Raw genomic sequence first — 26,344 nt, 5'->3', positions numbered from 1 at the left:
CTGGAGACCTGCCGAGTCTCGCGAACGCTCCCAGAGTGGGTCTGGCGGATGGCGCTTCCGCCGCGCTGAGTGAAGGGGAAGCGTCATCCGCCACACCGAGCCGGCCCGCCGATCTCACCAAGGCGGGCCGACGTGGGAAACCTGGCAATGAAGGGCCAGGTGTTCGCCGGGTCGCGCAGTGCCTGTCACAGCTGTGTCGCCGTGCGGATCAGCCCGGCGAGAGCGAGGGAGCGGCTGTGCGCGGGCCAGGCGATGTGAGTGACGACCGGAGGTGCGTCGGTCACGGGGACCGCAGCATGCTCGGCCCACAGCCAGGCGCGGGCGGACTCAGGGAAGACGGCCGTGGTGCGCCCGAGAGCGATCAGCTGGGCCAGCTGCGTCTGGTCATGGATTTCGGGGCCCGGGCCGGGTGGGTACGTGCCGTGGCGGGAGAAGCGGGCCAGCGGGAGGTCAGGGAGGCCGGTCAGGTCAGCAAGGCACAAAGTCTTGCGGGTGGCGAGGGGGTGCCTCGCGGGCAGAATGGCGATCGGCGCCTCGGTCAGCAGTTCCTCGCTGTCGAACGCGGCGAGAGAGTCGAACGGCGTGTGCATGAATGCCACATCAGCACGGCCATCACGCAGCATTTCCTCCTGCTCGCACATGCCGCTCGGCAGCACCTCGATCTCGGCCGCATCGGGCTCGGCCGCGTAGGCGTCGAGGAGCTTCTGCACCAGCTCATGCGACGTGGCGGCCTTCACTGCGAGCACCAGGCGGTTGCGAGGGCCGCGCGAGCTGTCAGCTCCACCGGCACGACGGGTGCGGCGAGCGGCAGCTGTGGCCGCGTCGAGGGCAGCGCGGCCCTCGTGCAACAGCACCTCTCCGGCGCCGGTCAGGGATACCTCGCGGCGGTTCCGCTCCAGCAGACTGACACCGAGGCGTCGCTCGAGCTGCTGGATCGCCCGGGACAGCGGCGGCTGGGCCATGCCGAGGCGCTCGGCTGCGCGGCCGAAGTGCAGTTCCTCGGCGACCGTGACGAAGTACCTCAGCTCACGGGTCTCGACAGTATCCATCACCGCAGCCTACCCAGGGATCCCTGCTGTGATACTTCCCAAGCATCACAGCGTACCGTTTTGGTATTGGATGCTTTGTTCGTCCGTGCGCGAGCATTAAGGGGATGAGTTGATCGAGGATCGCACTGGTGATCAGGACCTGTGCGTCACCGATGGCGCTCGTCAACAACCTGCGTTCAGCTTAGGCCGGCATGTGTGTGGCCATGGAAATGGTGGGAAATGTCGAGTGCGGATGAGTCACTGGTCCAGACCGATGCGGGCGTGGTGCGTGGCCGTATCCACGACGGCGTGGTCGAGTTCCGGAATATCCCCTACGCCGCGCCGCCTGTTGGTCACCGCCGGTTCCTGGCCCCGGAGCCCGTTGTGCCTTGGGAGGGCGAGTTCGACGCCACCCAGCCCTTCGGCCCCAGCGCCCCACAGCCGGTCAGCAAATTCCGGAGGCTGGATGTCGCCGACCTCGCCGCGGACGGCTGGCACAAGGGAGACGACTACCTGTCACTGAACGTTTGGGCACCTGGGCGGAGGAGTGATCGTCCCCGGCCTGTGATGGTATGGATCCACGGCGGCGCTTTCACCATCGGCCGTAAGGACCTGGCTGCCTTCAACGGCGTTTCCTTCGCCCGATCCGGTGTGGTGATCGTCGTCATCAACTACCGGCTCGGCGTCGAGGGGTTCCTGCCCATTGCGGGAGCGCCGACGAACCTCGGACTGCGGGACATGATCGCTGCCCTGCACTGGGTGCAAAGCAACGTCGCCGCGTTCGGCGGCGACCCGGGAAACGTCACGATCTTCGGGCAGTCCGCCGGCGCGATTTCGATCGCCTCCCTGGTGGCGAGCCCGCTCACCACGGGATTGTTCCGCCGCGCCATCCTGCAAAGCGGCGGGGGTACAGCATTGCCCATCGATACAGCGAAGCGTGCCGTCACCCGCATCGCCAAAAGCCTCGCCGTGCCTCCCGACGTCGAGGGCTTTCGTTCCCGTACCGTGGCCGACGCCTTGCCGGCGATGCAGCGGGCGGCTCGGCCGGGCGTCGTCGATTTCCGGGATGACACCGGCTACAACCCTTATCTCGGAATGATGCTCGTCGGGCCGGTGTATGGCGACGACGTAGTTCCGCAGCACCCGCTCACGTCTCTTCGGCACGGTGCGGGCAGGGATGTCGATCTGCTCATCGGCACGACCGCCGATGAGGTCGACCTGTTCTTCGCGACCACGATGTTGCGCTTCGCTCCCCGGCCGGTGGCACGGTGGATGCTGCGCCACGTGCACCCGAACGGCAACGGCCTTTACGACGCCTACGCACGCCACCATCCCGAGCGCGGGGCGGGGATGGTGTGGTCTGCCGTGGTCTCTGACCTGTTCTTCCGGTTGCCGGCACGTCAGTTCGCCGAGGCACACCAAGGCCGGAGCCACGTCTACGAGTTCGACTGGCCTTCCCCCGCGCTCAAGGGGCGTCTCGGCGCCGCCCACGGCCTGGACATCGCGTTCGCCTTCGACGTGCTGTCCGTCATCACCGGGCCGCGGAGGGTCGGCGGCGAAGCGCCTCCTCAGGCCGTCGCGACCCACCTGCACGGGCTGTGCGTACGGTTCGCCGAGGACGGATTCGTCCCGTGGCCGCAGTTCGACCCCGTCGAGCGACGGGTGTACCAAATCGCCGCACAACACCACGTTCACGAGCCGGTGCTGCCTGCGGCCGATTTCCAGCCGAAGCGGAAGGAGCCACCGGACCGAACCCGGTCGACAGGTCGCTGAGCCCGAGAGCCTCGCAGGGCCCACGATGGGCCTCGCACCGGCATGGCCAAGTCCCAAGACGACGTTAGGTTCGGGTATGCGCATTGGCACGCGGCGGGCTTCGGAGCCGTATTCCGCCGCGCCGGGACGGGACGTGTGCTGCTCGAGTTCGGCGAAAGCACTGGCCTGGTTGTGGCAGCGGAACATCGTGTAGACGCCGAGCAGTCGACTGGAGGACAGCCAGGCGTAGGAGGGGCGGATCGCCCGAAGGACGATCATCATGCCCAACCCGGCGGTGAGCCGGTTCCGTTGCGCCGGCGTCAGACCGGACGGTCCCCAGCCGGAGCCCAGTTGCTCGGCGCCGCTGAGCAGCCAGCGATCCTGCCAATCCTCGCCGGGGAAGGGCTCCGGCCAGTCCAGAATGCGGGCGAGCGCTCGGTTGTGCCGCGACCGTTGCCGGCTGATCCAGCAGCGCCTCGGCCAGGCGGCCCAGTTCCTCCCGCGTGGTGCCCTCACGTCCGTTGGCCACGATCATCGTGGTCGGCATCGGCGCGGATGCGGCGGCGAGCGCGTGCGGGTCTCGTGGGCTGATCGGGGTGCGGGCGACGCGCCCGTGCCGGGTGGCCATCAGGCTTGCCCGAACACGTCTGCCAGGTCCTGCGGATCGTAGGAACAGCCGTTCAGCGGGCGTGGCGGCGGCTTGGGCCGGGTGTAGTGCTCGTGCACCTTCGCGATCACCTCGTCGGTGCGCGGCCGCAGGCAGCGGCCTGTGGTGGTGATCTGCCGGTGGCGCAGCACCTGCTGAACGTCGACCAAGGTGACGTCCGGGTCGTCGATCAGCCGCAGCCCCAGCGTGTGCCGCAAATCGTGCAAGGTGACGTTCGCGCCGATGGCCTCGTTGATCCGGCGCAGCACCGCGCGCAGCGCGGTGTAGGACAACGGCCGCAGCGGATGACGGCGAGTCCACCACAACGGCTCATCCGGCTCCGGTCGGTGCCCCTCCTCGGCCAACTCGCCGAGGTAGAGCGTCAGCCACGCGAACGCCTCCAGCGCCGCCGGGCAGGCCTGCTTCACCCCGCCCAGGCCCTTGGTCGCCACGTAGATACGGCCGTCGCCGGGATGAACATCGGCGACGATCATGCCGAGCATCTCCGCCGCCCGCGCGCCGCTGGACAAGAACATGCTGAACAGGGCCCGGTCCCGGTTGCAGCCCAGCCGCGCGAACACGTCGTCCAGAACGTCGTCAGGAGCCGCGCGCCGTGGCAGGTCGGGCTGCTTCTGCCGGTAGGTGCCGCGCCGGTGCATCCCGAACGGCTCAAGCGGATTGTGGTGGGCATTCAGCCGACGGCCAGTGCGCGACTGCGGCGGGACTGGCGACACCACCGGCCCGTTCCCGGTCTGCAGGTGGAAATCGTAAAACGCCGAGACAACCGAGAGAGCGTGGTTGATCGTCGCCGAATCCCTGCTGTCCGCGCTTGCGCGGAGGGTTGCCACGATCGAACTCGCGGGTCCGGCGGTTCGGCACCACAACAACACTCTGCGGGCCTGGGAATCAATTCCCGTGCGGTTGACCCTGACATAGCGCGACCCCCGTACTGGATGCTCATGTTTCCGGTCAGAGTCCCAGCAGGCCCTCCGCGTTGAGCGGAGCGGTGTCGACGAACGCCCGTGCGCCACCGGCACCGGCGAACCGGCCTTTCATGCCGCGGTACGGATCGTCGTCGCCGAACATCACCCGGTTCGGCCCGAGCACGTCGACCGCCAGGGCGAGCAGGCGGTGGCTGAGCACGCCACCGGGCGTGACGTGGAGGTTGCCGATGATGTAGTCGATCACTCATCGCGGACGGCGACGCGGCCCGGTTCTCCGACGAGCCGGGAGCTTTTATCGGATCCGCTCGAGCAACTTCGTCAGGGCCTCGTCGGGCTCGGCCATTTCGGACAGGATCGCGGACGCTGCCGCGGCACCTCGGCGGTACCTGTCGGCCGAGAGCAGCGACAGCAACGCCCCAGCGACACCTTCCGGTCCGTCGAGGACAACACCTCCGCCGAGTTCGGCCGCGCGCGTGGTGATCCACCGCTGGCTGGGGAACCGCGGCAGGCCGACGAACGGCAGACCATTGGCCAGCACGGCGAGGATCGTGCCCATGCCGCCGGCGCAGACGACCGCCTCCACGACCGGCAGCACGCGGGCGAGCGGCACGAATCCGATGTCGCGAACCGAACCGTGCGATTCATCCAGCCCGGGTATGGGCCGGTCCGGCATGGAGGTCACCAGGACGTTGACCTTGGCGTCCGCAAGCCCCGCCAGCGTTTCCCGGAGAAGCGGCATGTCGTCGAGCATCGTTCCGAAGGTCACCAGCACGGTGGGTTTCGCGGGCTCCTCGAATGCAGGCGGCACCCAGCCGGTCTCGCGGTCGAACGGCGAGGGACGCACGGCGATCCGGTCGGCCGGTGGTTCCCAGTCTTCGGCCTGCAGCGCGACGGGGCAGACGTCGAGGTAGGCGATTCGTTCGGACTGGTGCAGACCGTGAGCTTCGTGGAATCGGCTTGCTGCGGCGGTCGTCGCCGCGGCGAACTCCGCGGTGATCGCCATGCCAAGCGAGTGCTGTGCCCACGCTACGCCGAGCTGCGCGGCCACCACGGGGCCGACCCCGTCTGCGGCCTCGGCGATCAGCAGGTCAGGCTGGTAGCCGGCTGCGGCAGCGAGCGCGGCGTCGAAGGTCGTGGTCAGCCGGGTGTCGATGAAGAACTCTGCGATGGCCTCCGGTGTCGTCAGTGCGGTGCGCGGCTCTGGTGCTTCGCGTGAAAATGTCGCGAACAGCTCGTCGAAGGTCGGCCCTACTCCCAGCACCGGCACCGGGTCCACCAACCCGCTCAATGCGCCATGCGTGAGAAGGGACACCTCGTGCCCCGCTGACATCGCGGCACGTGCCATCGGCATCATCGGCAGGACATGGCCATGTGCCGGCACTGCGCAAAACAGAATTCGCATCGTCGTCGTTCCCGTGAGGCAGTCTCGTCGTGGTGCTGACGTTGGCCATCGTGCCCGTGTGGTCGTTGTGCAACCAGGGTCAGCGCGTCCCCCTCACGGGATCGATGTCAGCGCGTTAGTGCGGTGGGTGCGATGGCCGCGAGTTTGTCTGCGTCGGTGGATTCTGGTTCAGTGGTGTAGACGAGCAGTTTCAGATCGCCTTCGGGGACTGCCAGAACGTTGCCGGCGGTTCTGATACGTCCGACGTAGGGGTGGTTGATGACTCCGTGGCGCTGTTCGAACTTGGTGGTGGCCCCGTTGCGCCAGAGTTCGGTGAATGACGGGCTCGCCGTCTGCAGCGCGGTGATGAGAGAGGTGAGACCGGGGTCGGATGGGTAGCGGCTGGCGGTTTCGCGCAGGTCGGCTACCAGGGACGCCTCGTACTGCTCGGCCTGTCGGCCCGATTCCGGGGCGCAGTTGGTGGTGCCGGTGAAGTACCGCCACGCCATGTTGCGGTCACGTCGGGTGTAGGGGGAGGGGTCGCCGCACAGTGCGGTGCCCAGCGCGTTGTAGGACAGCAGCGTCCAGGTGGCGTCGAAGACCGCGATGGGCACGTTCTCGAGACGATCGAGCAGGCGCCTCGTGGCCGGCCCGATGAGCCGGTTGATCTGCCCAGGTTGCGCTATCGCATGGCCGGTCAGGATGCACAGATGCTCGTACTCGGCCGGGGACAGAGTCAACGCGCGGGCCACCGATTTCAGGACCTGAAGAGACGGGCGGGCGCGTCCCTGTTCGAGGCGTTTGATGTAGTCCGTCGATACCTCGCTCAACTCGGCCAGTTCCTCGCGCCGCAGGCCAGGGGTACGCCGCGCCGAACCGGCCGTACTGCCAGGACCAACCTCGGCGGGTAAGGCACGGTTGCGCCACTCGCGAAGCAACGCACCGAACCGGCGAAGTTCATACACAAAAACACCATACAGACAAGGCACGACTCGACCGCCGTCGCGCGAGCGTTCCGTCGACACGTGCGGACAGGCGGCGGCCGGGGAGACGTGCTTGTCCTCCGAGCTGCGTCGATCACCGCACCATAATGAATGTCAGAATGCGCCGGCATTCGTCGGCGACATCAATGAAGTGATCTCACCAACTTTCAGTTCAGCCGGGCGTGTTCGAAATGGGTGAGTACGAGTGTGGCGTTGACGATGGTGCCGATCTTGCGGGGCCTGGTGGTGATGTGGCGGAGTGCGCGCCAGCGGCCGAGGAGGAGTGCTGAGGCGCGTTCGCCGAGGCAGCGCAGTCCGCGGAGCAGGGCGTTGTAGGTGCGGGTGTCTGCATCCAGTACCTGGTTGCCGGCGGGTTGTTTGACTGGTGTGCGCACGCCGATCCCAGCACCGGCGTAGCCGCCGTCGGCCGGTGTGGGCAGGTCGAGTTGGGAGTAGGCCCAGTACAGGGCGCCGAGTGCATGCTCTCGGGCCGCGGTGATGTCGTGAGTCGAGCCTGGCTCGACCTCCGACAGCCACAGGGGGAACCCGCTGGGTTCCATCACTGCTTGGACGTTCCCGCCCTGCCCGCGGTGTTTGCCGGAGTACCAGGCGCCGATCTGCTCGCCCTTGACGCTGGTGGTCTTCTCCCCGAGCCTGTCGGCGGAGAACAGCTTGCCGTCCAGGACGAGTGAGGTTCCCCCCGAACAGTGGACAGGTCTTCAAGCAGCTTTCGCTGCGCCTGTCAGGGACTGTTCGTAGCACACAGGATTGAGCATCCCGATAGCCGAGTGACGCCTCTCATTGTTGTACCGACCGATCCACTTGTCAACTGCAGCAACAAGTTCTGCCTCGACTGTGAACGTGTGGCGGTAAAAGTACTCGTGCTTGAACGTTGACCAGAACGATTCCGCGGGGCTGTTGTCCCAGCAGATACCGGTCTCACCCATCGACCGTTTCAACCCGTACCGGTCGCAGGCTCGCGCCGTCAACCCGGCCGTGAATTCCCCACCGCGATCGGAATGCAGCACTGTGCCGGCGACACCGCGGCTGCGGCAGGCCACCGCCGCGTCGATGGCCTCACAGACCATGTCAGCACCGATATGGTCGGCGACGATGTGCCCGAGCACGCGGCGGGAATGCCCATCGCGGATCGCGCACAAGTACAGATCACCCTCACCGCAGGTGAGGTAGGTGATGTCGGTCAGCCAGACCGCGTCGAGCTTGCCCTGGTCGAAGTTGCGTCGCACCAGATCCGGCGGAAACGACGCCGCCGGGTCAACCACCGTGGTGCGGACTTTGAAGGTGCGGGGACTGATGCCCTCGATCCCGATTCCGGCCATGATTGCCGCGACGGTTTTCTCGTTCACTGTTTCACCGCGTGCCCGTAGTTCGGCGGTGATCCGCGGGGACCCGTAGGTACCGTCGGACTCGGTGTGTACGTCGAGGATCTTCACCGCCAGATCAGCGCGGCGCTGCCGCCGGGGCGTCAACATCGTTGCTGCGGAACGTTTCATGTACGCGTAGTAGCCGGACGTCGAGACACCGAGCAGCCGCGCCATGCGCAGGACAGAGAACCGTGTGCCCTCGGGTGGTGTGGAGCCGGCGGGCTCGTCGGGGCCGGCGTACTTCGCCATCAGATCGAACCTCGCGGGTTCTTCTGCATCGCGGCAAAGTACGCCGACGCTTTTACCAAGAACGCGTTGTCCTTCTCCAGCTCGGCCACCTGCCTGCGCAATCGCAGCAGTTCGGCTTGCTCTGCAGCTTCCAGGGGTTTCTCGCCGTGGACCCCGGCGGCGGCGATCCTCCGCCGTTCGTCTTTGACCCAGACACTGAACATCCCCGGATCGATCCCCAGCTCACGGGCAACCTCGGCGATCGTGCGGTCGGAGTCGATCACACGATGCGCAGCCTCAATCTTGTACTCGGCCGTGTACGACCGACGCTTACGAGGAGGCATAACGGACATCCTTCCAGCAGGACCGCAGTCCTGCTAGCTCGGTGTCCACCGCCCAGGGGGAACCTCAGAGGTGGGTCAGACCGTCGTCTTTGGCGCGCTGCCACGCTTCGTGCAGGTCCGGGGCTTGGGCGGCGAGCACTTCGATGGCCTCGTCCAGATAGCGGTAACCGGTCGCCCGGGAGATGCCGCAGTCCCGCGCCAGCGCCGCCACGTCCCGGTCCTCCTGGAACCAGCGCAACCCGGACACCGCCTGCCGAAAGCAGGTCAGCGCGCGGCTGCGGCGTCGGGTGCCCCGCGCGCGACGCTCGACGTTCAGCAGCCGGCTGAGGTAGTGGGCAAGTGCGCGTGGCGCGTCGAGCATGGCTCGATAGGCGATCACGTGGAGTCCTTCGGGCAAAGATCACTTTGGCGAGCGTTCTTCTACCAGGGACTCCACGCCTGTCTTCACGCCGGATCCCCTTGCCACCACACGGGTCCGACACTGCCTGCCCCCAGCTGGCCCGATCTTGGTGAGATCACCTCCCTCAGTGGCTGGTCATCCTCGGCCACATCACAGAGGAAGCCGACGAGGCGGAACGGAAGCGGTTCATGCAGGCCGTGCCGGCCCCAACCCGGTTGGCCTAGAAGCTAATCGGCCCCGCCAGGTCACCCGCGAAGCCACCGCAATCCGCGGCTGACCCATCTGTCGACCCGACCCATAGCTTTGCGGAGGCCTGATGAGTTTCGTCACGCGCGCGGGCGCAAGGCTCCCGCGGGACGTTTCGTCCGCATGTTCAACAAACTGGCCGAACGGTGGCTGCGCCGCAGGGGTGGCCGTGTCATGGGCTTGAGCGCGCTGGTGCTGTCGACGACGGCCTTCAGCTCGGGGTTTTCCCGAGCCGAGGCCACGACGTTGAGCAGGGCCCGGCCTTTCGGGCTCGCGGCGGCGGTGGCGAGGGCTTCGAGGAAGTCGACGAGGTCGGCTCGATGTCGCCGGAATCGTGCAGGGGCGCGACGTCGGCGGCGAAGGCGGCGAGCGCCTCGGCGATCAGCGTGGTGCGGTCGGGCCAGTTGCGGTAGACGCTGGTCTTGTTGACCTCTGCTAGTTCGGCGACCTGGTCGTAGCGCAGGCCGCCGATCCCGTCGCGGGCGATCAGCTCCGCGGCGGCCTCGAGGATCCGGCGCCGCACCCGGGCGCGGGTCTGCCCTCGGCCACGGACGGCCGCCTACAGCGGCTGCGCCGCGCGCAGCCGGGTGTTGCGCGCCTCGATGGCCTCCCAGGTGGCGGGGACCACGAGGTCGGCCCCGCCGCGCCCGAACTCCTGGGCCGCCGCCGCGTGGGGGCGTTGGCGCTGTTCGTAGGCGACGAACGCCGTGGTGAGGTCGTCGCCGTGCCGGGTCAGTTCCTCGGCCAGCGTCCACGCCCCGAGCAGGGCGAGCGCGGTGCCGCGTCCGGCCATCGGGGTGGCGCAGTGCGCGGCGTCCCCGATCAGCACGACCCGTCCCCGGTGCCAGTTCGGCAGGTGGATCTGGGTAAGCACGTCGAAGTAGAGGTTGGGGTCGTCCTGGGCGGCCTTGATCAGCTCGGGGACCTTCCAGTCCTCGACGCCGGCGAAGGCCTCGGTGAGGATGCGCTTCTGCGCGTTCAGGTCGTGGTAGTCGTAGTCGATCGGGTCGGACCGGAACTCGAAGACGCCCAGCGCCTTGTCGCGGTAGCGGGCCACGCCGGCGAAGCGTCCTGGCAGGTTGAGGATTTCAGTCACGCGTTCGCCGGGAGCCGCCTGGCCGGGTGCGTCTCCGATCGCGACGTACACCCCGAGGTGCTCGGTGAAGTCCTGCTCCGGGCCGAACACGAGCCGGCGTACCGCCGAGTGCACTCCGTCGGCGCCGACGACGAGGTCGTAGGCCGCGTCACGGCCGGAGGCGAAGGTGATCGCGACCCGGTCCCCGTCGTCGGCCAGCGTCGCGATGGACTCCTCGAAGCGCAGGTCCACCTGCTCGGGCAGGGCGTGGCGCAGGATGGTCATCAGGTCTTCGCGGGGGAGCTCGATGTCATCAGGGGTGTCGTTGATCTCTTGCGTCACCAAGGGGGCGACGGCCACGCCGGAGGAGTCGACGAACATCGTCTGCTCGGTCATCGTGATCCGATGTTCGAGCACCGCGTCCAGGATGCCCATGCTGCGCGCGGTCTCGAGCGCCTCGCCGCGCACGTCGATCGGCGAGCCGTTGACGCGCAGATGGTTCGCCCGCTCCACGATCTCCACCGTGTGCCCGGCCCGCGCGAGGTTGATGCCCGCGCACAGCCCAGCCGCTCCCGCGCCACTGACCAGGATCTTCATCATGTCTCCCCTTCAATCCTTGTATCGACACTTCAACTATAGCGACTATGCGTCGCTTTAGCGTAAAAGCAGGGCCTCCTCGTCGGATATGACCCGATCGGGTTGCCCTTGGCCGCAGGGGTGACACCCTCGCCGACCCTCCTCGACCACGCTGGCGGCCTCACCTGGCTCGCCACGCTGCACGACATGCCCGTCTGTGAACTCTGGAAGCAAGCTGGCTGCCCGAAAACCAGGGGAAGCACGACCAGGCGCCTCGACGGCGACCTGCTCACCACCGTCGCCAATCAGCCAGGCCGCCGACTCGACCGCGCCATCGTTGAGCTACTCACGCCAGAACCCTGCTGGCTCGGGCTGGTGACTGCGGTTTCGTCGTCGCCGGCCTGCGGTTGGCCCATCGTGGCTTTGCCCAGGGCATTTTGTTGCTGAGGACACGCGGGGCGTGAGTCCGCGGTCATCGACGAGCCGGGTATTCGGCGGGACGCCTACTGTGAGCCGAAGGTGGCCTCCCGGACATCCGGCACGGTCGGGCTGATCCGTGCAAAGGACGGGACCGTGGTCGGGTTGCACACGGTCGGTGTGCGCATGCGAACTCATCGGCGAGGCCCAGCTCACCTGCAACTGGGAGGCCGAGCCCAGCGACGTGGCTCCGCTCGTGAACGTCCACCCCACGCGGGAAGAGGCGCTGGAGGGAGGAGGTTCCCGCTCTCGGCGGGAATCCCTTCATTCGCACATATAGTTGATCGGAGCCCTACGGCGTGATGGCGTGGATGCCGGCCAGGACGACGTCGACGATCTTTTCGGCCACCTCGCGGGTGAAGGGGCGGCGTCGCCGGTTGATGTAGAGGTACACCGGCCCGGCCAGCAGTTCGGTGAGGAAGTAGCTGTCAACAGGGGGAATCTCTCCCTTGTCAACGGCGCTGTCGAATCGCTTTCGGGCGGTGGCGAGTCGTTGGTCGTAGACAGCCCGAACTGCCTCATCGAGACCCGTATTCCCGGGGGCCGCGACGGCGGCCTGCAAGAGGGCCCGGCCGATCGAGCTTGACAGGCGCTCGGACAACACCATCAAGAAGTCGACCAGATCGTGGCGAAGGTTGCCGGAATCGCGGAGAGGTGCGGAGTCCTCCGCGTACTGCAGCAGCGCGGCGCTGACGAGTTCGGCGCGGTCCGGCCAGTTGCGGTAGACGCTGTTCTTGTTGACTCCGGCGAGTTCGGCGATCTCCTCGTAGCGCAGTCCGGCCACGCCGTTTCGGGCAACGAGCTCCGTCGTCGCCGCGAGGATCTGCGACCGCACCCGAGCATTACGACCGCCTGGTCGCGCTGTTGGTCGCGCGCTGGCGTTGCTCGTCCCCGCGGTCTCCACGTTCTCTGGCACGCCTCTGATTTTCACATCTACCTCTCTGTGGACACCACGGTAGATCAGGAGTAGCTTAAAGAGATGATTCGACTCTTTAAAGAGGTGGGTGTTGTGGAGTCCACCTATCCGAGCGCCCCGGGGGACACCCTGGTGTTCGAGAATGACCGGGTGCGCGTCTGGTCGATGACGCTGGAGCCGGGCGGCATGTTCGACTTCCACCAGCACCACTACGACCACGTGGTCCTGTGGCCGGACAGCGGGCAGGCCGTGGGGCAGAACCTCGGCGACCCCGACTGGGGGATCTCGCAGGTGGCTGAGCCGGGTTTCGTGCTGTTCCAGACGGTCGGCACCGCGGAGCCCCTCACTCCGCACCGCATCCGCAACGTAGGTGACACGGCGGTCACGCACTACATCATCGAGTTGATCAGCGAGCGATCGCCGAGTGAGAAGCGCCTACCCGGGGAGACCAACGGCCGCGGGACATTCGTCGACGGGAACTCCGGGAGGCAGCGGTGACCACGGCACTGAACACGATCAAGGCCGGCGAGATCGAGATCGCCTACGCGGATTCCGGCGCCGGCGAGCCGGTGATTCTGCTGCACGGCGGCGAAAGCACTCACGCCCAGTACGACACGTTCCGGCCCTTGCTCGGTGACGGCATCCGTGCGATCGCTTACGACCTGCGCGATTCCGGAGCGTCGGTCAACCCACCCGACCCGTACGGCATCCCCGACCTGGCCGAGGACTGCGCCGCGCTCATCAGGGGACTGGGGTACGAACGGGCACACATCTTCGGATCCTCGTTCGGCGGCTTCATCGCCCTGCAGGTCGCGGTATCTGTGCCCGACGTCGTGCAATCGCTGACGGTCGGCGCCACCTTCTCCGACGCCTCGGCCCTGCAGGCACCCGTGGCGTCCGAGATCGTCGAACTGCCGCCGTCGCAGCGCGATGCGCAGATGCTCGCCTTCGCCCTGTCCGAACGCGGGCAAGCGGACGAGAAGATGGTGGCCGAACTCAAGTCGATAGTGGTCCACCGCTCACCGGAGGCGGATGCGCGACTACTGGCCGCGATCGCAGGCTTCGACCTCACCAAGCGCCTACCCGAGATTACGGCGCCCACTCTGCTCATCTACGGCGAGGACGATCCCGCGGCTCGTCCCGAAATCGGACAGAAGATCGCCGCCGCGATCTCCGGGGCGAGGCTGGAGGTCATTCCAGGGGCGCGCCACGGAATCACGATGGAGTTCGCGCAAGAAACTGCCCAGTTGCTCCGCGATTTCGTGCTCGCCCACCCGTCGCAGCCGGCGCGGTAAAAGCCCTGGATCGGTGCTGACCCCCCAAAGATGGGTGGTTGGACACCGCCTGAATGGCGGGCGATGTCCGGCGATGAGCTTCGCGACCATCTTGAACAGATGGATGCGCTGGCAGCGTCTTATAAACATGTGTACGAGCGCAACCGCGACGGCACGCTCGAAGACGGGGTCGCGACGATGGAAAAGCTGGTTCCGAGCGATACGGCACGTGTGTGGCGCAGCTACAACGTCCCCGGCCAGGCCCAAGAGGTGACTCGGCCAGTGCACGAAGAGGGCTTGCGGCCGCTACACCAGGTCTACACCGATATCCACCATGAGGATGTGACATTCCAGCCTTTCCCGGGCGGCTTCGTGTTCCAGTGCATCTATTCCTTCACGGCTCCGGATGGGACCGAGGTCAGGTTCCCGGCGGCATTGGTTTGGTACATCAATAGCGATGGGAAAGTTGTGCACATCAACGAGCACTTCGAGTCGTACAACGCTGACAAGTGGTTTCCACCGGTCCGGTCGATGGGCACCGAGGCCCGGTATCACAGTCACGACCTCACCGCGCTGCTGCGCCCGGGCCGCAACCGCTCGCCGCGCTGTGCTGCCCCGCGATTCAGCAGCAGCGACGGCCGGCTCAGGGGCCGCCACCGGGACCGCACGGAATGCCTCTGCGCCGCGGCCCTCCGGGACCGAGCGGGAGACTCACAGATCACGATGGGCCTCGCACCGGCATGGCCAAGTCCCAAGACGACGTTAGGTTGGGGTATGCGCATTGGCACGCGGCGGGTGAGCGCCGACGACCTGCTCATCCTGCTCGAGGTCGCACGTTCGGGACGGCTCACCCGGGCCGCCGAGGTCCTCGGGTTCAGTCACACGACGGTCGCACGCCGCATCGAGTCGCTTGAGCGGGCGCTTGGTGGCAAGGTGCTGATCCGCACGACGACCGGCTGGGACCTCACGCCGCTCGGACAGCAAGCGCTGCGAACCGCTGAGCGAGTCGACCAGGCGATGCACGAGCTGGACGCCGGGGACGGCGATGCCCAGCTCGACGACGTCGTACGCCTCTCTACGCCGGATGCGTTCAGTGTGCTCGTCGCCGCGCCGGCCGCGGCCCGGCTGAACAGCCGGCATCCACGGCTGAGGATCGAAATCGTCTCCGCGACCCGTCCCGCGGCCGCTCACCGCTCTGGGCTCGACATCGAGGTGGTGATCGGAGAACCTCGGGTGCTGCGTGCCGACGCGGTCAAGCTGGCGTCCTACACGCTCGGGCTGTTCGGCTCGCACGAGTACCTGGCCGCCCACGGTGCTCCGGGCTCGGTCCCGGAACTCACCGCGCATGGCCTGGTCTACTTCATTCCGTCGATGTTGCAGATCGACGACCTCGACGTCGGGCGCCGGATCGTTCCCGAGATGCGAGATGCGGTGACGTCGACGAACGTGTTCGCACACGTCGCCGCGACACGAGCGGGCGCCGGACTGGGATTGCTGCCCACCTTCCTTGCGGAACGCCACGACGACCTCGTCCGGGTGCTGCCCGCGGAGGTGACCGCGACCGTGGACTACTGGCTGGTGACCCGGACCGAAGCGTTGCGCCGGCCGGCAGTGGCAGCCACCGTGGCCCAGCTCAAAGACGCCGCGGCTGCTCGATTTCCCGGCACGGCGGCACACTGAATCAGCTGATCGTCGCCGTCACCGGAGCGGCGCCCTCGATCTCGGCTGTCACCACGTCACCAGAACGGACGGACCTCGGCGGTGCCGCCGCCCCCGTGATCACCACCTCGCCCGCGAGCAGGCCGGAGCCGTGCCGGGTAACGGCATCGACAAGCCACACCAGTGCGTCACAGGGATCACCGAGGGCGTCGGCTCCGAAGCCCTCGGAGGCGATCTTTCCGTTGATGCGCATGACGACCTGCCGGTCTTTCAGCTCCCCGAGCGACCACCTCGGGATCGGCTCGCCGAGAACGACATAGGCCGCGCAGGCCAGATCGGCCACCAGTTGTGCCGCTCCGGCGGTGGGCACGTCGATGTACCGGGAGTCGGGGACCTCGATCGCAGGGATGGCCTCCGCCACCGCCGCCAGGATCGTCGCCCGCTCGTACGGCCGCCCGCTCGCCGGCAGGTCGGCACCGAGCCGGAAGGCGATCTCCGGCTCGGCCGATGCCATCGAGGTGAGCGGCACGCTGCCACCCGGGCCGCGGAGTCCGCCGGCGACCAGCGGCCCAGCGAGCGGTCCCGCGACACCGATGTGGAGCTGGCCCGCCGCGCTGCTGGCCGCGACCTTCCAGCCGATCCGCGGCCCGGCCAACTCGGTCAGCGCCGATTGAACCGCCCACGCGTCCGAGACCGTCGCCGGACGGATCTCCTTCGGCAGCGCGCCGCCGGGAGACCGGTCCTGCCAGCGGTGCCAGAGTATGGCCGCGGCCCGCTGCGCACGGTCTTCTCCGGTTGTCCTCACGCGCCCGCCGAGACCGTCAGTACGATCTTGCCCAGGTGCGCGTCGGCCGCCACGATGTCCTGTGCGTCAAGTACCTCCGTCCACGGCAGGACGCGATCGATCCGTGGCGTCAGCCTGCCTTCGTCCAGCGCTCCGGCGAGGTCTGCCCGTACTCCGGCCGCGATGGCCGCCTTTTCGCCGGCATCCCGGGTGCGGAAGGTGACACCCACGATGTCCAGTCTCTTGACCGCGAGGGTTTCCATGTCGAGAGCGCCCTCGGCGCCACCGAGTCTGCCGACCCCGACGATCCGGCCCTTGAGCGCGGCTGCCGCGACATGGTCGCCCAGGTAAGGCCCGCCGACGTGATCGACGATGACGTCCACGCCCTGGCCGTCGGTGACGGCCAGTACGGCCTCGGCGAAACCGCCGGGTCCGGTCGCCACAACGGCATCGGCGCCCAGTCCCTTGAGGAATGTTTCGTCGCGGAGCGACCGCGCGGCAGCGAGGACGCGGCCGGCACCCAGTTCGCAGGCGATCTGGATGGTCGCTTGGCCGACAGCCGAGCGGGCCGCGTTGACCAGTACGGATTCACCCGCGGCAAGCCGGCCCGCGGTGTGCAGCGCGTTGTGCCCGGTCATCAGGGCGAGCACCGCGCCGGCGCCCATCTCGAAGGACCAGGCGTCCGGGAGCCGGATCGGCATCCGGGCATCGACGACGACCTGCTCGGCCAGTCCGCCGCCCACCATCGTCATCACGCGGTCGCCAGGGGCGAAGCCGGAGTCCGTGTCGGCCTCGAGCACAACGCCGGCGCAGTCCAGGCCGACCACGGTGGGTCCGGTGGAGGCGCCGGCACTGACATGAGTGCCCGCGAGCACGGCGAGATCCGCCCGGTTGACCGATGCCGCCCGCACCTCGATGAGCAGCTGACCGATGTCTCGGACCGGTGCGTCGATGTCGCGCTGCCGGATCACCGGCCCTGAAGCTGCCTCGACGACGACCATGGCCTTGATCGACTTCACGTTGGTGTGCTCCTTCCACGATTCGAGCTCATCGTCGGTGCCTGCCTTCGCCTGGGCAACAGCAGATCGTGCACCCCGCATGTGCGTGAACGCACGCCCCTCGAGCGTGGCGACCCTGTTCGTTGACGCACACGGAACGTGCGAAGAACGGCATTGCGGGTGCGGGTTTCGAAAGTGACTCTGTGGTCGTGAGCGCTACCACCGACACCTTCAACGACCTGTGGCGGCGAGCCGTCGACCGGCATGGCGGGTCGCCGTTCCTGCTGTTCCGCGCGGCCTCCGACGAGACAACGACCTGGACCTATGCCGAGTTCGACGAGGTGGTTTCCAGGGTGTCCGGGACGCTCGCGGGCTCGGGTGTGCGGGCGGGGGCCGCGGTCCACCTCGTGCTTCGCAACTCCCCGGCGTTCGTGGCGCTCTGGCTGGCGGCCGCCCGGCTCGGGGCCCGGATCGTCCCGGTCGACCCGGCTTCGGCGCCCCGCGACATCCGAAGCCAGGTCCGCCGCGTGCGGCCTGTCGTTTCGGTAGTGGCGACGGCCCGGCTCGGGGCCTTCCGCCAAGGTGCCGGCGATGTCGTGCCGACGGTCCTCGACCTCACCGAGGACGCGTCTGACGTCAAACTCGGCGCACCACTGTTGCGGGGCGTCCCGGTCACCAGGTTCGCCACGGTCGGCCCCGACGACGGGCTTGCCGTGATGTTCACGTCGGGCACCACGTCCGAGCCGAAGGGCGTCGAACTCACCCACGCCAACTATGTTTCGGTCGCCACCGCGATGGCGGCGGCCGCCGGCCTCAAGGCGCGGCATCGCTGGTTCGTCACACTGCCGCTGTTCCACGCCAACGCGCAGTACTACTGCTTTTCCCCGGCAATCCTGATGGGTGCGAGCGTGGCTTTGACGGCGTCGTTCTCGGCGTCAGGCTGGGTACCCACCGCCCGCCTGCTCGAGGTGACCCACGCCAGCCTGTTCGCGGCGCCCATCCGGATGATCCTCGCGCGCTGCCCCGAGGACGAGCCACCGCTCACCCTGGAGCATGTCTGGTTCGCGCAGAGCCTCGGCGCCGAGCACCACAGGGCGTTCGGCGAGCTCGCCGGTACTGCGCCGCGCCAGCTGTACGGCATGACCGAGACCGTTGCGATCGTCACGGCGGACACGAACGAGCCGCCGGTGCACGACGTCATCGGCCCACCGATCGCGGACCGCCAGGTGCGACTGGTGACCGACGGCCAGGATGTCGCGGACGGTGTCCCGGGGGAAATCTGGGTCCGCGGTGTGCGGGGCAGGGACCTGTTCGCCGGCTACCTCGACGCCCCCGAGATCAACGCGAGAGCGTTCACCTCGGACGGCGACCGATCGTGGTTCCACACCGGAGATCTCGCGGTCCGGCACGAGGACGGCGCGTTGCGCTTCGTCGGCCGGGTCGATGACGTCATCAAGGTGTCCGGCGAGAATGTCAGCCTCACCGAGATCGAAGCGGCAGCGGCCCAGGCCCCCGGAGTACTGGAGGTCGCGGTGGTGGCCCAGGCCGATCCCGTACGCGACCACGTTCCGGTGGCCTACGTCGTGGCGAGGGACAAGTCCGCCCCGCCGACGGTGCAGGAGCTGGAGGAATGGGCAGCCCACCACCTGGCAGCCGCGGCGCGGCCCCGGGCGTGGTATCTCATCGACGAGCTCCCGCGCACGAGCGTCGGAAAGGTCCGCCGTTTTCGCATCCCACGGTGATCGCAGGCGGCACGGGAAGGGGAATTCACCGCTCGCCGACGAGGCTCTGCAGCATCCGGGTCAGGATGTCGTACGTCGCGGTCAAGTCCACTCGATGTGGGCTGAGGCTCCATTGCTGGTTTACGCCCATCACGGTGCCGAGCACCATTACCGCCAAGGCATCGGGCTTCAGATCGGCCGGGAGCCGCTCGGCCACCCCGGGTTGCCCGGCCCATCCGCAGATGTAGTCGCGGAAAAGGTCGTGCACCTTGATGAAGGACTCGTGAATCGGCGAGTCAGGCTCGCCCGCCTCGAGCAGCAGAGCCAGCATCAGCCGGGTGCTGTCACTGCGGATCGCCGTGGTGGCCAGTCGCCCGACATCGAGCGCGCCTTCCGGTCCCGGCCGCAGGGGGGACGCCGCCAGTTCGGCGGCCCAATCTTCCTGGAGTCTCTCGACCACCGCCACCAGGAGACCGTGCTTGTCGCCGAAGTGCCAGGGGATGGAGCCGCGGCTGACACCGGAGCGCTTGGCCACGTCGGCCAGGGAGGTCTGCTGGTAGCCGCGTTCGGCGATCAGCTCCGCCGCGGCGGTCAAGATCAGCTCGCGACTCTGTCGTGTGCGCTCGTCGCGCAACCCCGTCATTGGTACCCCTCGTCCCGTCCGGATGCGTTATCACTACTTTACAGGCCGACCGTTGCTGTGTCGTTCAGCATGTTCTATGTTGGTCAGCACAGGTTTGGATGAAGGAGGCAGGGCATTGGCAGCAACGCCTTACACCACAGGGTTGAACCGACTCGCTCACGGCTGTTACGCGTGGTTCGAGCCGCCGGGAAGCTGGGGCCTCGCCAACTCCGGGTTCGTGGTGTCCGGCGACGAAGTGCTCATCGTGGACACCCAGAACGACATGCCGCGGGCGCGTGGACTGCGAGACGCCGTGCGCGAGGTGTCCGGAGGCCACGACGTCGGGACTGTGGTCAACACCCATGCCGATGGCGACCACTGGTTCGGGAATGTGGTCTTCGAAGGGGCCCGCATCCTCGCGACACCCGAGACAGCCGCCGAGATGCGGGAATTGAAACACGACCCCCGGCTCATCCGTGAGGCGGCCGAAGCCTCCAGCGGCCCGGCTTTGCGCGAGTTTCTCAACTGGCGCGCGAATTTCTACGACTACGCCGACTGGCACCCGGTCTGGCCCACTGAGACCTTCGCTACGACGAAGTCGGTCAAGGTGGGCGAGACCCAGGTGGACCTCATCCCGGTCGGGCCGGCCCACACGCGCGGCGACGCCATCGTGCACGTGCCCGAGTTCGGTGTCGTGTTCGCGGGCGACATCGTTTTCCATCGCTCGACTCCCATGGTGTGGACCGGGCCGATGGCCAACTACATCGCCGCCTGCGACAGGATTCTCGCGCTGGAGCCCACGGTTGTGCTCTCCGGACACGGGTCGGCGGCCGGGGCCTCCGGGGTCCGTGACCTACGCGATTACCTGACCATGGTCCTGGAGTACGCCTCGAAGCGCTTCGCGGCCGGCGACTCACCGCTCGAGGCATTCCACAACATCGACCTCGGCGAATACCGGCTCTGGGCGCACAGTTCGCGCGTCTATCAAGCAATCAACGCCGTGTACCGCGAACTCGACCCGCAGCGCCCGTCCCCCTCGTTCGCCGAGGCCATGGAGGTCGTGCTGGCAGGCGACTCGTACTGACCCGGCCGACTCCGAGTTGACCAATCAATTTAAGGCTGTGTAGCAATGGTGCTCTCGCCGCTCATGGACGAAAACCGTCGAGTCAGACGCAATATCCGCCTCGGGTCCCTCGGGGCCGCGCTCGAGAATTACGACTTCGTCGTCTATCTCTACGTCGCGACACTGATCGGAGCGGCCTTCTTTCCCTCCGGGACCGACACTCTCAGACTCGCCCAGACGCTCGCCATCTACGCGATCGGCTTCCTGATCCGGCCCGTCGCCGGCGTTCTCATCGCGCGGGTGGCCGACCGGGTGGGACGTAAACGACTGTTTGTCATCAACGTCATGGTGATGTCGGCGGCCACTCTGGTCACCGGCCTCCTGCCCACCTACGCACAGGTCGGCTGGCCCGCCCCGATCCTGCTGATGATCATGAGGGTGGCTCAGGGCTGTGCCGTCGGTGGGGAGCTACCGGCCGCCGCCGTTTTCGTCAGTGAACACGCACACCGCGGCGGCGTGGCCAAAGCAGGCGCGTTCCAGCAAGCGATGACGTTTGTCGGGTTGCTGTTCGGTGCGAGCGCGGCGTTCGGCAGCAGCCTCCTCGCCACTCATCTGACACCGGGCACTCCGTCACTTGCCTGGCGCTTGCCCTTCATCATCGGCGGCGTGCTGGGCATCGTCTCCGTGTACCTGCGCCGCAACCTGGACGAGAGCCCAGCCTTTCAGCAGCAGAGCAGGCAACCCCGGCGTACGCAGCCGCGCCCGGTGCGTGACGTGCTGAAAAACCATGGTGGCGCAGTGCTTTTCGGCGCCCTGGTCGTGTCTGGGCTGGCTGTCGCGAACATCGCTTACATCACTTTCTGGCCCACTTACCTCCAGGTATCAGTGCACCTTTCGGCAACCGAGGCGTTGGCGGCGAGCCTGATTTCCGTCGTGGGAGCACTGGTGATGATGCCCTTCTGGGGCCGCGTCGCCGATCGCCACGGCTGGCGCTTCGTGTTGCTCTGGGCGGCAGGTGTGACAGCGACGGGCACGGTGCTTCTTTTGGCCGTTCTGCCTGGCCTTCCGCGAGGATCCAGCATTGCCCTCTGGATCGGGTTGCCGGCGGCAGTGGGTGCGGGAGCGATCATCTCCGTCGTTCCAGGCCTCGTTTCCTCGGTTTTCCCGGCCGAGGTCCGGCAGACCGGCTATTCCTTGTCGTACAACCTGGTCATCGCGATACTCGGCGGCCTCCTGACTCTCGCGATGGTCGGGCTGCTGTCGGCTCTCGGTTCGGGAGCACCGATGTACGTCGGCTTCCTCGCCTGCGTGATCACAGTTCTGGCGGCGGCCCTCGTCTCGAAGATCCCGCTGTATCTCGGCCGCGGTGTGGAGCAGGCAGCCAGCGATACCACGGGCGAAGTCCTGGCTCAGGAAGGAAAAACGCCGTGAAATGGGTGACTTTTGAGGCGGGCAAAGGCGTTCGCACGGGCATCGTCGACGGTGACTCGGTCCGTGGCCTGGCCGCGGGTACGACCTTGGAAGGGTTACTGGCCGCGGGCAGCCTTGCCGAGGCAGGGGAAGATGCTCGCCGCTCGCCTGCCCAGGTCTGTGCACTCGACGACGTTCGTTTGCTCGCCCCGCTTCGTCGTCCGCCGTCGGTCCGGGACGGACTGTGCTTCCTCGACCATCTCCGCGGCTGTTACCGCGCGCTCGGCCGTGACGAAACCCTGCATCCCGCGTGGTCGGCGGGCCCGGCCTTCTACTTCGCCAACGCGGACGCGATCGTCGGACCCTACGACGATGTCCCGATTTCTCCCGGCAGCACCATGTTCGATCTCGAGTTGGAGGTCGGGGCGGTGATCGGCCGTGGCGGCCGTGATCTGCATCCGGACGACGCCGAGCAGCACATCGTCGGTTACACGCTCTACAACGATTGGACCGCACGGGATCACCAGTTGCGGGACATGGCCCAGGGCATCGGCATGGGGAAGAGCAAGGACAGCGCGATCACGCTTGGCCCGGCACTGGTCACCGCCGACGAGCTCGAACCGTATCGCCGGGATGGCCGCCTCGCCTTCGGCCTCTCCGCGACGATCAACGGCGAAGAGCTGACCAGCGGCACCCTCGATCAGATGGACTGGACCTTCGGTGAGCTCATCTCCTATCTGTCCCGGGGCACCGATCTGCCACCGGGCTCGGTGATCGGATCCGGCACGGTGCCCGGAGGCTGCCTGCTGGAGCACGTCGACACCGAGGACCTGGCGGACTTCAAGCGCTGGCTGCGGCCGGGCGACGTGGTCAGCCTGCGTGGCGAGGGATTGGGCGAGACCACACAGACCGTGCAGCCGGGAATCGACGTCATCCCGCTGCGTCCGCGCGAGTGAAGGAGGACCGCATGCCCGGATTGGACACCGCCCTCACCCCGCTGCGGTTCCTCGCCCGCGCCGCCGAGGTGCATCCCGCGCGCACAGCGGTGATCGACGGCGCCCGTCGATGGACCTGGGCGGACTTCGCGGGCACGGTGACCGTGCTGGCGCAGGCGTTGCGGCGCAACGGCATCCGGCCCGGTGACCGGGTCGTGTTCCTCGGTACCAACTCCGCGGAACTGCTCGCCGCCCACTTCGCCGTTCCACTGGCCGGCGCCGTTCTGGTCGCACTCAACACACGATTGAGCCCGGCGGAGATCGCCTATATCTGCGAGCACTCCGGTGCCACGTTGCTCCTGGGCGACGGTGATCTGCTCAGCGCGTTGCGCGCATCGCCGGACCACGCGCCCGTCAGCGTGATCGTCGAGATTCCCGGCCAGGATGGCGGCTACCGTTCGCCGCCCGGCGCGATCCGCTATGCGGACTTCCTGGCGCACGGCACGGACCAGCCGATTCCGTGGGAGGTGGACGACGAGACGCGCACCATCGCCATCAACTACACCTCGGGAACCACCGGGAGGCCCAAGGGCGTCGAGTACAGCCATCGGGGTGCCTACCTCAACGCACTCGGGGAGGTCCACCACCAAGGTTTCGGCGACGGCAGCCGATACCTCTGGACCCTGCCGATGTTCCACTGCAACGGCTGGTGCACGACCTGGGCCCTGACTGCCGCGGCCGGCACCCACATCTGCGTGCGAGGGGTCCGTGGCGCCGAAATGTGGTCGCTGATCGACACAGAAGCCATCACCCATCTCGCGGGAGCACCCGTCGTACTCACCACGCTCGCGTCGGCTCCCCAAGCACACCGCCTCGACCGCCCGCTCACGGCGACCACCGCGGGCGCCCCGCCGAGCCCGACGATCATCACCCGCATGCGAGAACTGGGCGCCGAGGTCGTCCACGTCTACGGGTTGACCGAGACGTACGGTCCGTACGCCGTCTGCGAGGTCGGGGACGACTGGGCAGCCCGGCCGGCCGACCAGCAGAGCCGCCTGCTCGCACGTCAGGGCGTCGGGATGCTCACCTCGGAACGGCTCAGGGTCGTCCGCCCGGCGCCGGATCCGGCGGGCTGCCTTCTCGACGTTGTTGCCGACGGCGTCGAAATGGGTGAGATCGTCATGCGCGGCAATTCCGTCATGAAGGGATACCACCGCGACGCCGCAGCCACTGCGGAAGCCTTCGCGGCCGGCTGGTTTCATTCGGGCGACCTGGGCGTCATGCATCCCGATGGTTACGTGCAACTCCTCGATCGGGCCAAGGACATCGTCATTTCCGGCGGCGAGAACATCTCGACGGTGGAGGTCGAGCAGGCCCTCCTCAGCCATCCCGACGTTTCCGACGTCGCCGTGATCGGCGTGCCGGATGACAGGTGGGGCGAACGCCCGAAGGCTTTCGCCGTCCTCGTCCCGGGAGCAGAGCCGAATGCGGACGCGCTCATCACGCACGTACGCAGCCGGATAGCGCATTACAAGGCACCGCGCGAGGTCGAGTTCGTCACCGAACTCCCCAGAACCTCAACCGGAAAAGTCCGCAAGAACGAGCTGCGCGAAGCAGCCTGGGCCGGAAGCGCCCTGAAAATCCGGAGCTGAGCCACAGCTGCACCTGAACACGCCGCGAAAGAACGTGATCGTCAGTGAAGGAGTCACGTGAACACCTCAACCGATCTCGCGGGGAACCGCGAGTCTGGTCTCCTGCGGGGCTTCTCGCTGGAGATCACCGGTAAAGACGTCGACGACTTGTGGGCCGCGTCGGCGAAGATTCCGCCAGGAACCCGCGTCAACATCACCTTCCTGGCCAACGAGGATGCCTCGATGCGGGTGCGTGCCGCTGAGGTGATCAAGGATCTCGGATTCCGGCCGGTCCCGCACATTTCCGCGCGCCGCCTGCGTTCTCGCGGGGAGCTCGACACGTACCTTGCCGCTCTCGCCCGGATCGGTGCTGTCGAGGATGTGGTGGTCATCGGCGGCGATCCGGCCGAGCCCGCCGGTCCGTTCCCGGACGCGCTCGCGGTGATCTCCAGCGGAGCCCTCGTCGAGCACGGCGTCCGTCACGTCGACATCGCCGGGTATCCGGAAGGACACCCGAAGATCGAAGACGAGGTGCTGTGGCAGGCGGTCAAGGACAAGTCGGTCGCGTTACGGGAACAGGGCCTGGGTTACTCGGTGGCGACGCAGTTCGTGTTCGACGCGGCCGCGCCGATCACCTGGCTCGAGCGATTGCGCAAACAGGGGATCGACGCTCCCGTCCGCATCGGAGTGCCCGGCCCCGCCGGCGCGCGCCGGCTGCTCCGGTACGCCAAGCGGTTCGGCGTCAGCTCGTCAGCGACAGTCGTGCAGAAGTACGGCTTCTCGTTGACCGGACTACTCGGCACGGCCGGACCGACCCGGTTCGTGGCCGACCTCGAAGCGGCGATCGACCCGGCTTCGCACGGCGCGGTCCTGCTGCACTTCTACACCTTCGGCGGAGTTCGAGCGACCGCGGACTGGATCCAGACCGCGCAGCCGAACTGAGGAGACCCTGATGAGGCATACCGGACTGTTGCGTGACCACGCGAGCCTCGTGGTCCACGGTGATGACAGGCAAGGGATCGTAGCGGCGGTCGCCGCGGTGCTGAGCAAGCACGGAGCGAACATCGTCGCTCTCGACCAGTACAGCGACGACCCCGAGGGCGGTGCGTTCTTCCAGCGCACCGTGATCCACGTTCCTGACCTGCAAGCCGCGCTGCCCGCGCTGGAGGAGGGTCTCAGCACCTCCGCAGGGGCCGAACTCGGTCTCGCGTGGCGGTTTCGGGACCTCTCGGCGCCGTTGCGGGTGGCGATTCTGGCGTCGAAGTCCGATCACTGCCTGCTCGACCTGCTGTGGCGCCAGCGTCGCGGTGAGCTGCCGATCACCGTGCCCATGGTGATCTCCAACCATTCCGACGTCGCCGAGGACGTGCGATTCTTCGGTATCCCATTCTTCCACGTGCCCGGTGCACCGGGGCAGGACAAGACGGAGTCGGAGAACCAGATCGCCAAGCTGCTGGCGGACAACGTCGATCTGGTCGTGCTCGCGCGCTACATGCAGATCCTCTCGGGCACCTTCCTGAAGGAGATCGACGTGCCGGTGATCAACATCCACCACTCGTTCCTGCCCGCGTTCATCGGTGCCGCCCCGTACAAGCGGGCGCGGGAGCGCGGCGTCAAGCTGATCGGTTCGACGGCACACTACGTCACCGAGGACCTCGACGAGGGCCCGATCATCGAACAGGACGTCGTGCGGATCTCACATGAGGACAGCCTGGAGGAGATGGTCCGCCGCGGCGCCAACGTGGAGCGCGAGGTCCTGGCCCGGGCCGTGCTCTGGCATTGCCAGGACCGGGTCGTCCGCTGGGAGAATCGCACCATCGTCTTCTAGCGTCCACCCACGATCGAACGCCACACCAGTTCCAGCCG

26 protein-coding genes are annotated in these 26,344 nt (G+C 67.4%); 11 read left to right on the top strand and 15 right to left on the bottom strand.

The features are described 5' to 3' along the window. Positions 1-185: 185 nt before the first annotated feature. A complete protein-coding gene (locus tag OG371_RS47015; RefSeq protein WP_329064178.1) occupies positions 186-1,049 on the bottom strand; it encodes a LysR family transcriptional regulator in 864 nt (287 codons plus the stop codon). A gap of 219 nt (positions 1,050-1,268) precedes the next feature. Between OG371_RS47015 and OG371_RS47010 the strand changes: the two genes are divergently transcribed. Further along, the gene (locus tag OG371_RS47010; RefSeq protein WP_329064176.1) at positions 1,269-2,801 is read left to right on the top strand and encodes a carboxylesterase/lipase family protein; all 1,533 of its coding nucleotides are present in this window, start codon (positions 1,269-1,271) and stop codon (positions 2,799-2,801) included. A 606-nt stretch (positions 2,802-3,407) separates the two neighbouring features. Here OG371_RS47010 and OG371_RS47005 read toward each other — a convergent pair. The 11 genes from OG371_RS47005 to OG371_RS46955 form a co-directional block, all read right to left on the bottom strand. After that, positions 3,408-4,085 carry a tyrosine-type recombinase/integrase gene (locus tag OG371_RS47005; protein ID WP_329064174.1) on the bottom strand — a complete coding sequence of 226 codons (678 nt, stop codon included), beginning with the start codon at positions 4,083-4,085 and terminating at the stop codon, positions 3,408-3,410. 310 nt (positions 4,086-4,395) lie between these two features. Beyond that, the gene (locus tag OG371_RS47000) at positions 4,396-4,614 is read right to left on the bottom strand and encodes a hypothetical protein (RefSeq protein ID WP_329064171.1); all 219 of its coding nucleotides are present in this window, start codon (positions 4,612-4,614) and stop codon (positions 4,396-4,398) included. A gap of 48 nt (positions 4,615-4,662) precedes the next feature. Continuing rightward, a complete protein-coding gene (locus OG371_RS46995) occupies positions 4,663-5,772 on the bottom strand; it encodes a glycosyltransferase (protein WP_329064169.1) in 1,110 nt (369 codons plus the stop codon). Between the two features lie 107 nt (positions 5,773-5,879). Beyond that, the gene (locus OG371_RS46990) at positions 5,880-6,716 is read right to left on the bottom strand and encodes a helix-turn-helix domain-containing protein (protein WP_329064167.1); all 837 of its coding nucleotides are present in this window, start codon (positions 6,714-6,716) and stop codon (positions 5,880-5,882) included. 185 nt (positions 6,717-6,901) lie between these two features. Beyond that, on the bottom strand, positions 6,902-7,351 hold the full coding sequence (locus tag OG371_RS46985) for a transposase family protein (RefSeq protein WP_329073463.1): 450 nt from the start codon (positions 7,349-7,351) through the stop codon (positions 6,902-6,904). A 102-nt stretch (positions 7,352-7,453) separates the two neighbouring features. Then, positions 7,454-8,368: an IS3 family transposase gene (locus tag OG371_RS46980; RefSeq protein ID WP_329064165.1), complete on the bottom strand. Its 915-nt coding sequence runs from the start codon at positions 8,366-8,368 to the stop codon at positions 7,454-7,456. After that, positions 8,368-8,691 carry a transposase gene (locus OG371_RS46975; RefSeq protein WP_329057474.1) on the bottom strand — a complete coding sequence of 108 codons (324 nt, stop codon included), beginning with the start codon at positions 8,689-8,691 and terminating at the stop codon, positions 8,368-8,370. The genes OG371_RS46980 and OG371_RS46975 overlap by 1 nt, the downstream gene beginning before the upstream one ends. A 64-nt stretch (positions 8,692-8,755) precedes the next feature. After that, entirely contained in the window at positions 8,756-9,070 is a 315-nt protein-coding gene (locus OG371_RS47590) for a hypothetical protein (RefSeq protein ID WP_442876064.1), read from the bottom strand. Positions 9,071-9,548: 478 nt separating this feature from the next. Next, the gene (locus OG371_RS46965; protein ID WP_329064163.1) at positions 9,549-9,860 is read right to left on the bottom strand and encodes a TetR/AcrR family transcriptional regulator; all 312 of its coding nucleotides are present in this window, start codon (positions 9,858-9,860) and stop codon (positions 9,549-9,551) included. Between the two features lie 36 nt (positions 9,861-9,896). Beyond that, on the bottom strand, positions 9,897-11,012 hold the full coding sequence (locus tag OG371_RS46960) for an FAD-dependent monooxygenase (RefSeq protein ID WP_329064161.1): 1,116 nt from the start codon (positions 11,010-11,012) through the stop codon (positions 9,897-9,899). A gap of 745 nt (positions 11,013-11,757) precedes the next feature. Next, positions 11,758-12,300 (bottom strand): TetR/AcrR family transcriptional regulator, encoded by a 543-nt coding sequence (locus tag OG371_RS46955; protein ID WP_329064159.1) that lies wholly within the window; start codon positions 12,298-12,300, stop codon positions 11,758-11,760. 174 nt (positions 12,301-12,474) lie between these two features. On the opposite strand from OG371_RS46955, the gene OG371_RS46950 reads away from it, so the two are divergent. The 3 genes from OG371_RS46950 (at position 12,475) to OG371_RS46940 (ending at position 15,335) form a co-directional block, all read left to right on the top strand. Beyond that, entirely contained in the window at positions 12,475-12,879 is a 405-nt protein-coding gene (locus OG371_RS46950) for a hypothetical protein (RefSeq protein ID WP_329064157.1), read from the top strand. Further along, positions 12,876-13,676: an alpha/beta fold hydrolase gene (locus OG371_RS46945; protein ID WP_329064155.1), complete on the top strand. Its 801-nt coding sequence runs from the start codon at positions 12,876-12,878 to the stop codon at positions 13,674-13,676. Before OG371_RS46950 ends, OG371_RS46945 begins: the two co-directional genes overlap by 4 nt. 63 nt (positions 13,677-13,739) lie before the next feature. Further along, complete coding sequence (locus tag OG371_RS46940; protein WP_329064153.1) at positions 13,740-15,335, top strand: LysR family transcriptional regulator; 1,596 nt, start codon at positions 13,740-13,742, stop codon at positions 15,333-15,335. 1 nt (position 15,336) lies between these two features. On the opposite strand, the gene OG371_RS46935 is transcribed toward OG371_RS46940, so the two are convergent. Further along, positions 15,337-16,119 (bottom strand): 2-keto-4-pentenoate hydratase, encoded by a 783-nt coding sequence (locus OG371_RS46935; protein ID WP_329064151.1) that lies wholly within the window; start codon positions 16,117-16,119, stop codon positions 15,337-15,339. Next, a complete protein-coding gene (locus OG371_RS46930) occupies positions 16,116-17,117 on the bottom strand; it encodes a zinc-binding dehydrogenase (protein ID WP_329064149.1) in 1,002 nt (333 codons plus the stop codon). Before OG371_RS46930 ends, OG371_RS46935 begins: the two co-directional genes overlap by 4 nt. A 188-nt stretch (positions 17,118-17,305) precedes the next feature. Here OG371_RS46930 and OG371_RS46925 point away from each other — a divergent pair, with 188 nt between their 5' ends. After that, a complete protein-coding gene (locus OG371_RS46925; RefSeq protein ID WP_329064147.1) occupies positions 17,306-18,838 on the top strand; it encodes a class I adenylate-forming enzyme family protein in 1,533 nt (510 codons plus the stop codon). A gap of 25 nt (positions 18,839-18,863) precedes the next feature. On the opposite strand, the gene OG371_RS46920 is transcribed toward OG371_RS46925, so the two are convergent. Further along, complete coding sequence (locus OG371_RS46920) at positions 18,864-19,460, bottom strand: TetR/AcrR family transcriptional regulator (protein WP_329064145.1); 597 nt, start codon at positions 19,458-19,460, stop codon at positions 18,864-18,866. Between the two features lie 22 nt (positions 19,461-19,482). Between OG371_RS46920 and OG371_RS46915 the strand changes: the two genes are divergently transcribed. Genes OG371_RS46915 through purU form a run of 6 tightly spaced genes read left to right on the top strand, consistent with a single transcriptional unit; the run spans position 19,483 to position 26,306 of the window. Continuing rightward, on the top strand, positions 19,483-20,523 hold the full coding sequence (locus tag OG371_RS46915; RefSeq protein ID WP_329064142.1) for an MBL fold metallo-hydrolase: 1,041 nt from the start codon (positions 19,483-19,485) through the stop codon (positions 20,521-20,523). Positions 20,524-20,568: 45 nt separating this feature from the next. Next, on the top strand, positions 20,569-21,933 hold the full coding sequence (locus tag OG371_RS46910) for an MFS transporter (protein WP_329064140.1): 1,365 nt from the start codon (positions 20,569-20,571) through the stop codon (positions 21,931-21,933). Next, positions 21,930-22,868 carry a fumarylacetoacetate hydrolase family protein gene (locus OG371_RS46905; protein WP_329064138.1) on the top strand — a complete coding sequence of 313 codons (939 nt, stop codon included), beginning with the start codon at positions 21,930-21,932 and terminating at the stop codon, positions 22,866-22,868. Before OG371_RS46910 ends, OG371_RS46905 begins: the two co-directional genes overlap by 4 nt. Positions 22,869-22,879: 11 nt before the next feature. After that, positions 22,880-24,499: an AMP-binding protein gene (locus OG371_RS46900; protein WP_329064136.1), complete on the top strand. Its 1,620-nt coding sequence runs from the start codon at positions 22,880-22,882 to the stop codon at positions 24,497-24,499. 57 nt (positions 24,500-24,556) lie between these two features. Then, positions 24,557-25,420, top strand: a complete 864-nt coding sequence (locus tag OG371_RS46895) for a methylenetetrahydrofolate reductase (RefSeq protein WP_329064133.1) — start codon at positions 24,557-24,559, stop codon at positions 25,418-25,420. Positions 25,421-25,430: 10 nt separating this feature from the next. Then, entirely contained in the window at positions 25,431-26,306 is an 876-nt protein-coding gene (gene purU / locus OG371_RS46890; RefSeq protein ID WP_329064130.1) for a formyltetrahydrofolate deformylase, read from the top strand. The last annotated feature ends 38 nt before the right edge of the window (positions 26,307-26,344 follow it).

Origin of the sequence: Amycolatopsis sp. NBC_01480 (assembly GCF_036227205.1) — a bacterium.
In the GTDB taxonomy this organism is placed as follows: Bacteria; Actinomycetota; Actinomycetes; order Mycobacteriales; family Pseudonocardiaceae; genus Amycolatopsis.
This window is presented reverse-complemented; position numbering and strand designations above follow the sequence as displayed.

What these genes read in the sequence shown, in the direction of transcription:
- OG371_RS46960 (WP_329064161.1), bottom strand. Translation starts at nt 11,012, where the DNA reads ATGATGAAGATCCTGGTCAGTGGCGCGGGAGCGGCTGGGCTGTGCGCG.
- OG371_RS46915 (WP_329064142.1), top strand. Translation starts at nt 19,483, where the DNA reads ATGCGTTATCACTACTTTACAGGCCGACCGTTGCTGTGTCGTTCAGCA.
- OG371_RS47015 (WP_329064178.1), bottom strand. Translation starts at nt 1,049, where the DNA reads ATGGATACTGTCGAGACCCGTGAGCTGAGGTACTTCGTCACGGTCGCC.
- OG371_RS46920 (WP_329064145.1), bottom strand. Translation starts at nt 19,460, where the DNA reads ATGACGGGGTTGCGCGACGAGCGCACACGACAGAGTCGCGAGCTGATC.
- OG371_RS46910 (WP_329064140.1), top strand. Translation starts at nt 20,569, where the DNA reads ATGGTGCTCTCGCCGCTCATGGACGAAAACCGTCGAGTCAGACGCAAT.
- OG371_RS47010 (WP_329064176.1), top strand. Translation starts at nt 1,269, where the DNA reads ATGTCGAGTGCGGATGAGTCACTGGTCCAGACCGATGCGGGCGTGGTG.
- OG371_RS46975 (WP_329057474.1), bottom strand. Translation starts at nt 8,691, where the DNA reads ATGCCTCCTCGTAAGCGTCGGTCGTACACGGCCGAGTACAAGATTGAG.
- OG371_RS46995 (WP_329064169.1), bottom strand. Translation starts at nt 5,772, where the DNA reads ATGCGAATTCTGTTTTGCGCAGTGCCGGCACATGGCCATGTCCTGCCG.
- OG371_RS47005 (WP_329064174.1), bottom strand. Translation starts at nt 4,085, where the DNA reads ATGCACCGGCGCGGCACCTACCGGCAGAAGCAGCCCGACCTGCCACGG.
- OG371_RS46980 (WP_329064165.1), bottom strand. Translation starts at nt 8,368, where the DNA reads ATGGCGAAGTACGCCGGCCCCGACGAGCCCGCCGGCTCCACACCACCC.
- OG371_RS46940 (WP_329064153.1), top strand. Translation starts at nt 13,740, where the DNA reads ATGTCCGGCGATGAGCTTCGCGACCATCTTGAACAGATGGATGCGCTG.
- OG371_RS46900 (WP_329064136.1), top strand. Translation starts at nt 22,880, where the DNA reads ATGCCCGGATTGGACACCGCCCTCACCCCGCTGCGGTTCCTCGCCCGC.
- purU (WP_329064130.1), top strand. Translation starts at nt 25,431, where the DNA reads ATGAGGCATACCGGACTGTTGCGTGACCACGCGAGCCTCGTGGTCCAC.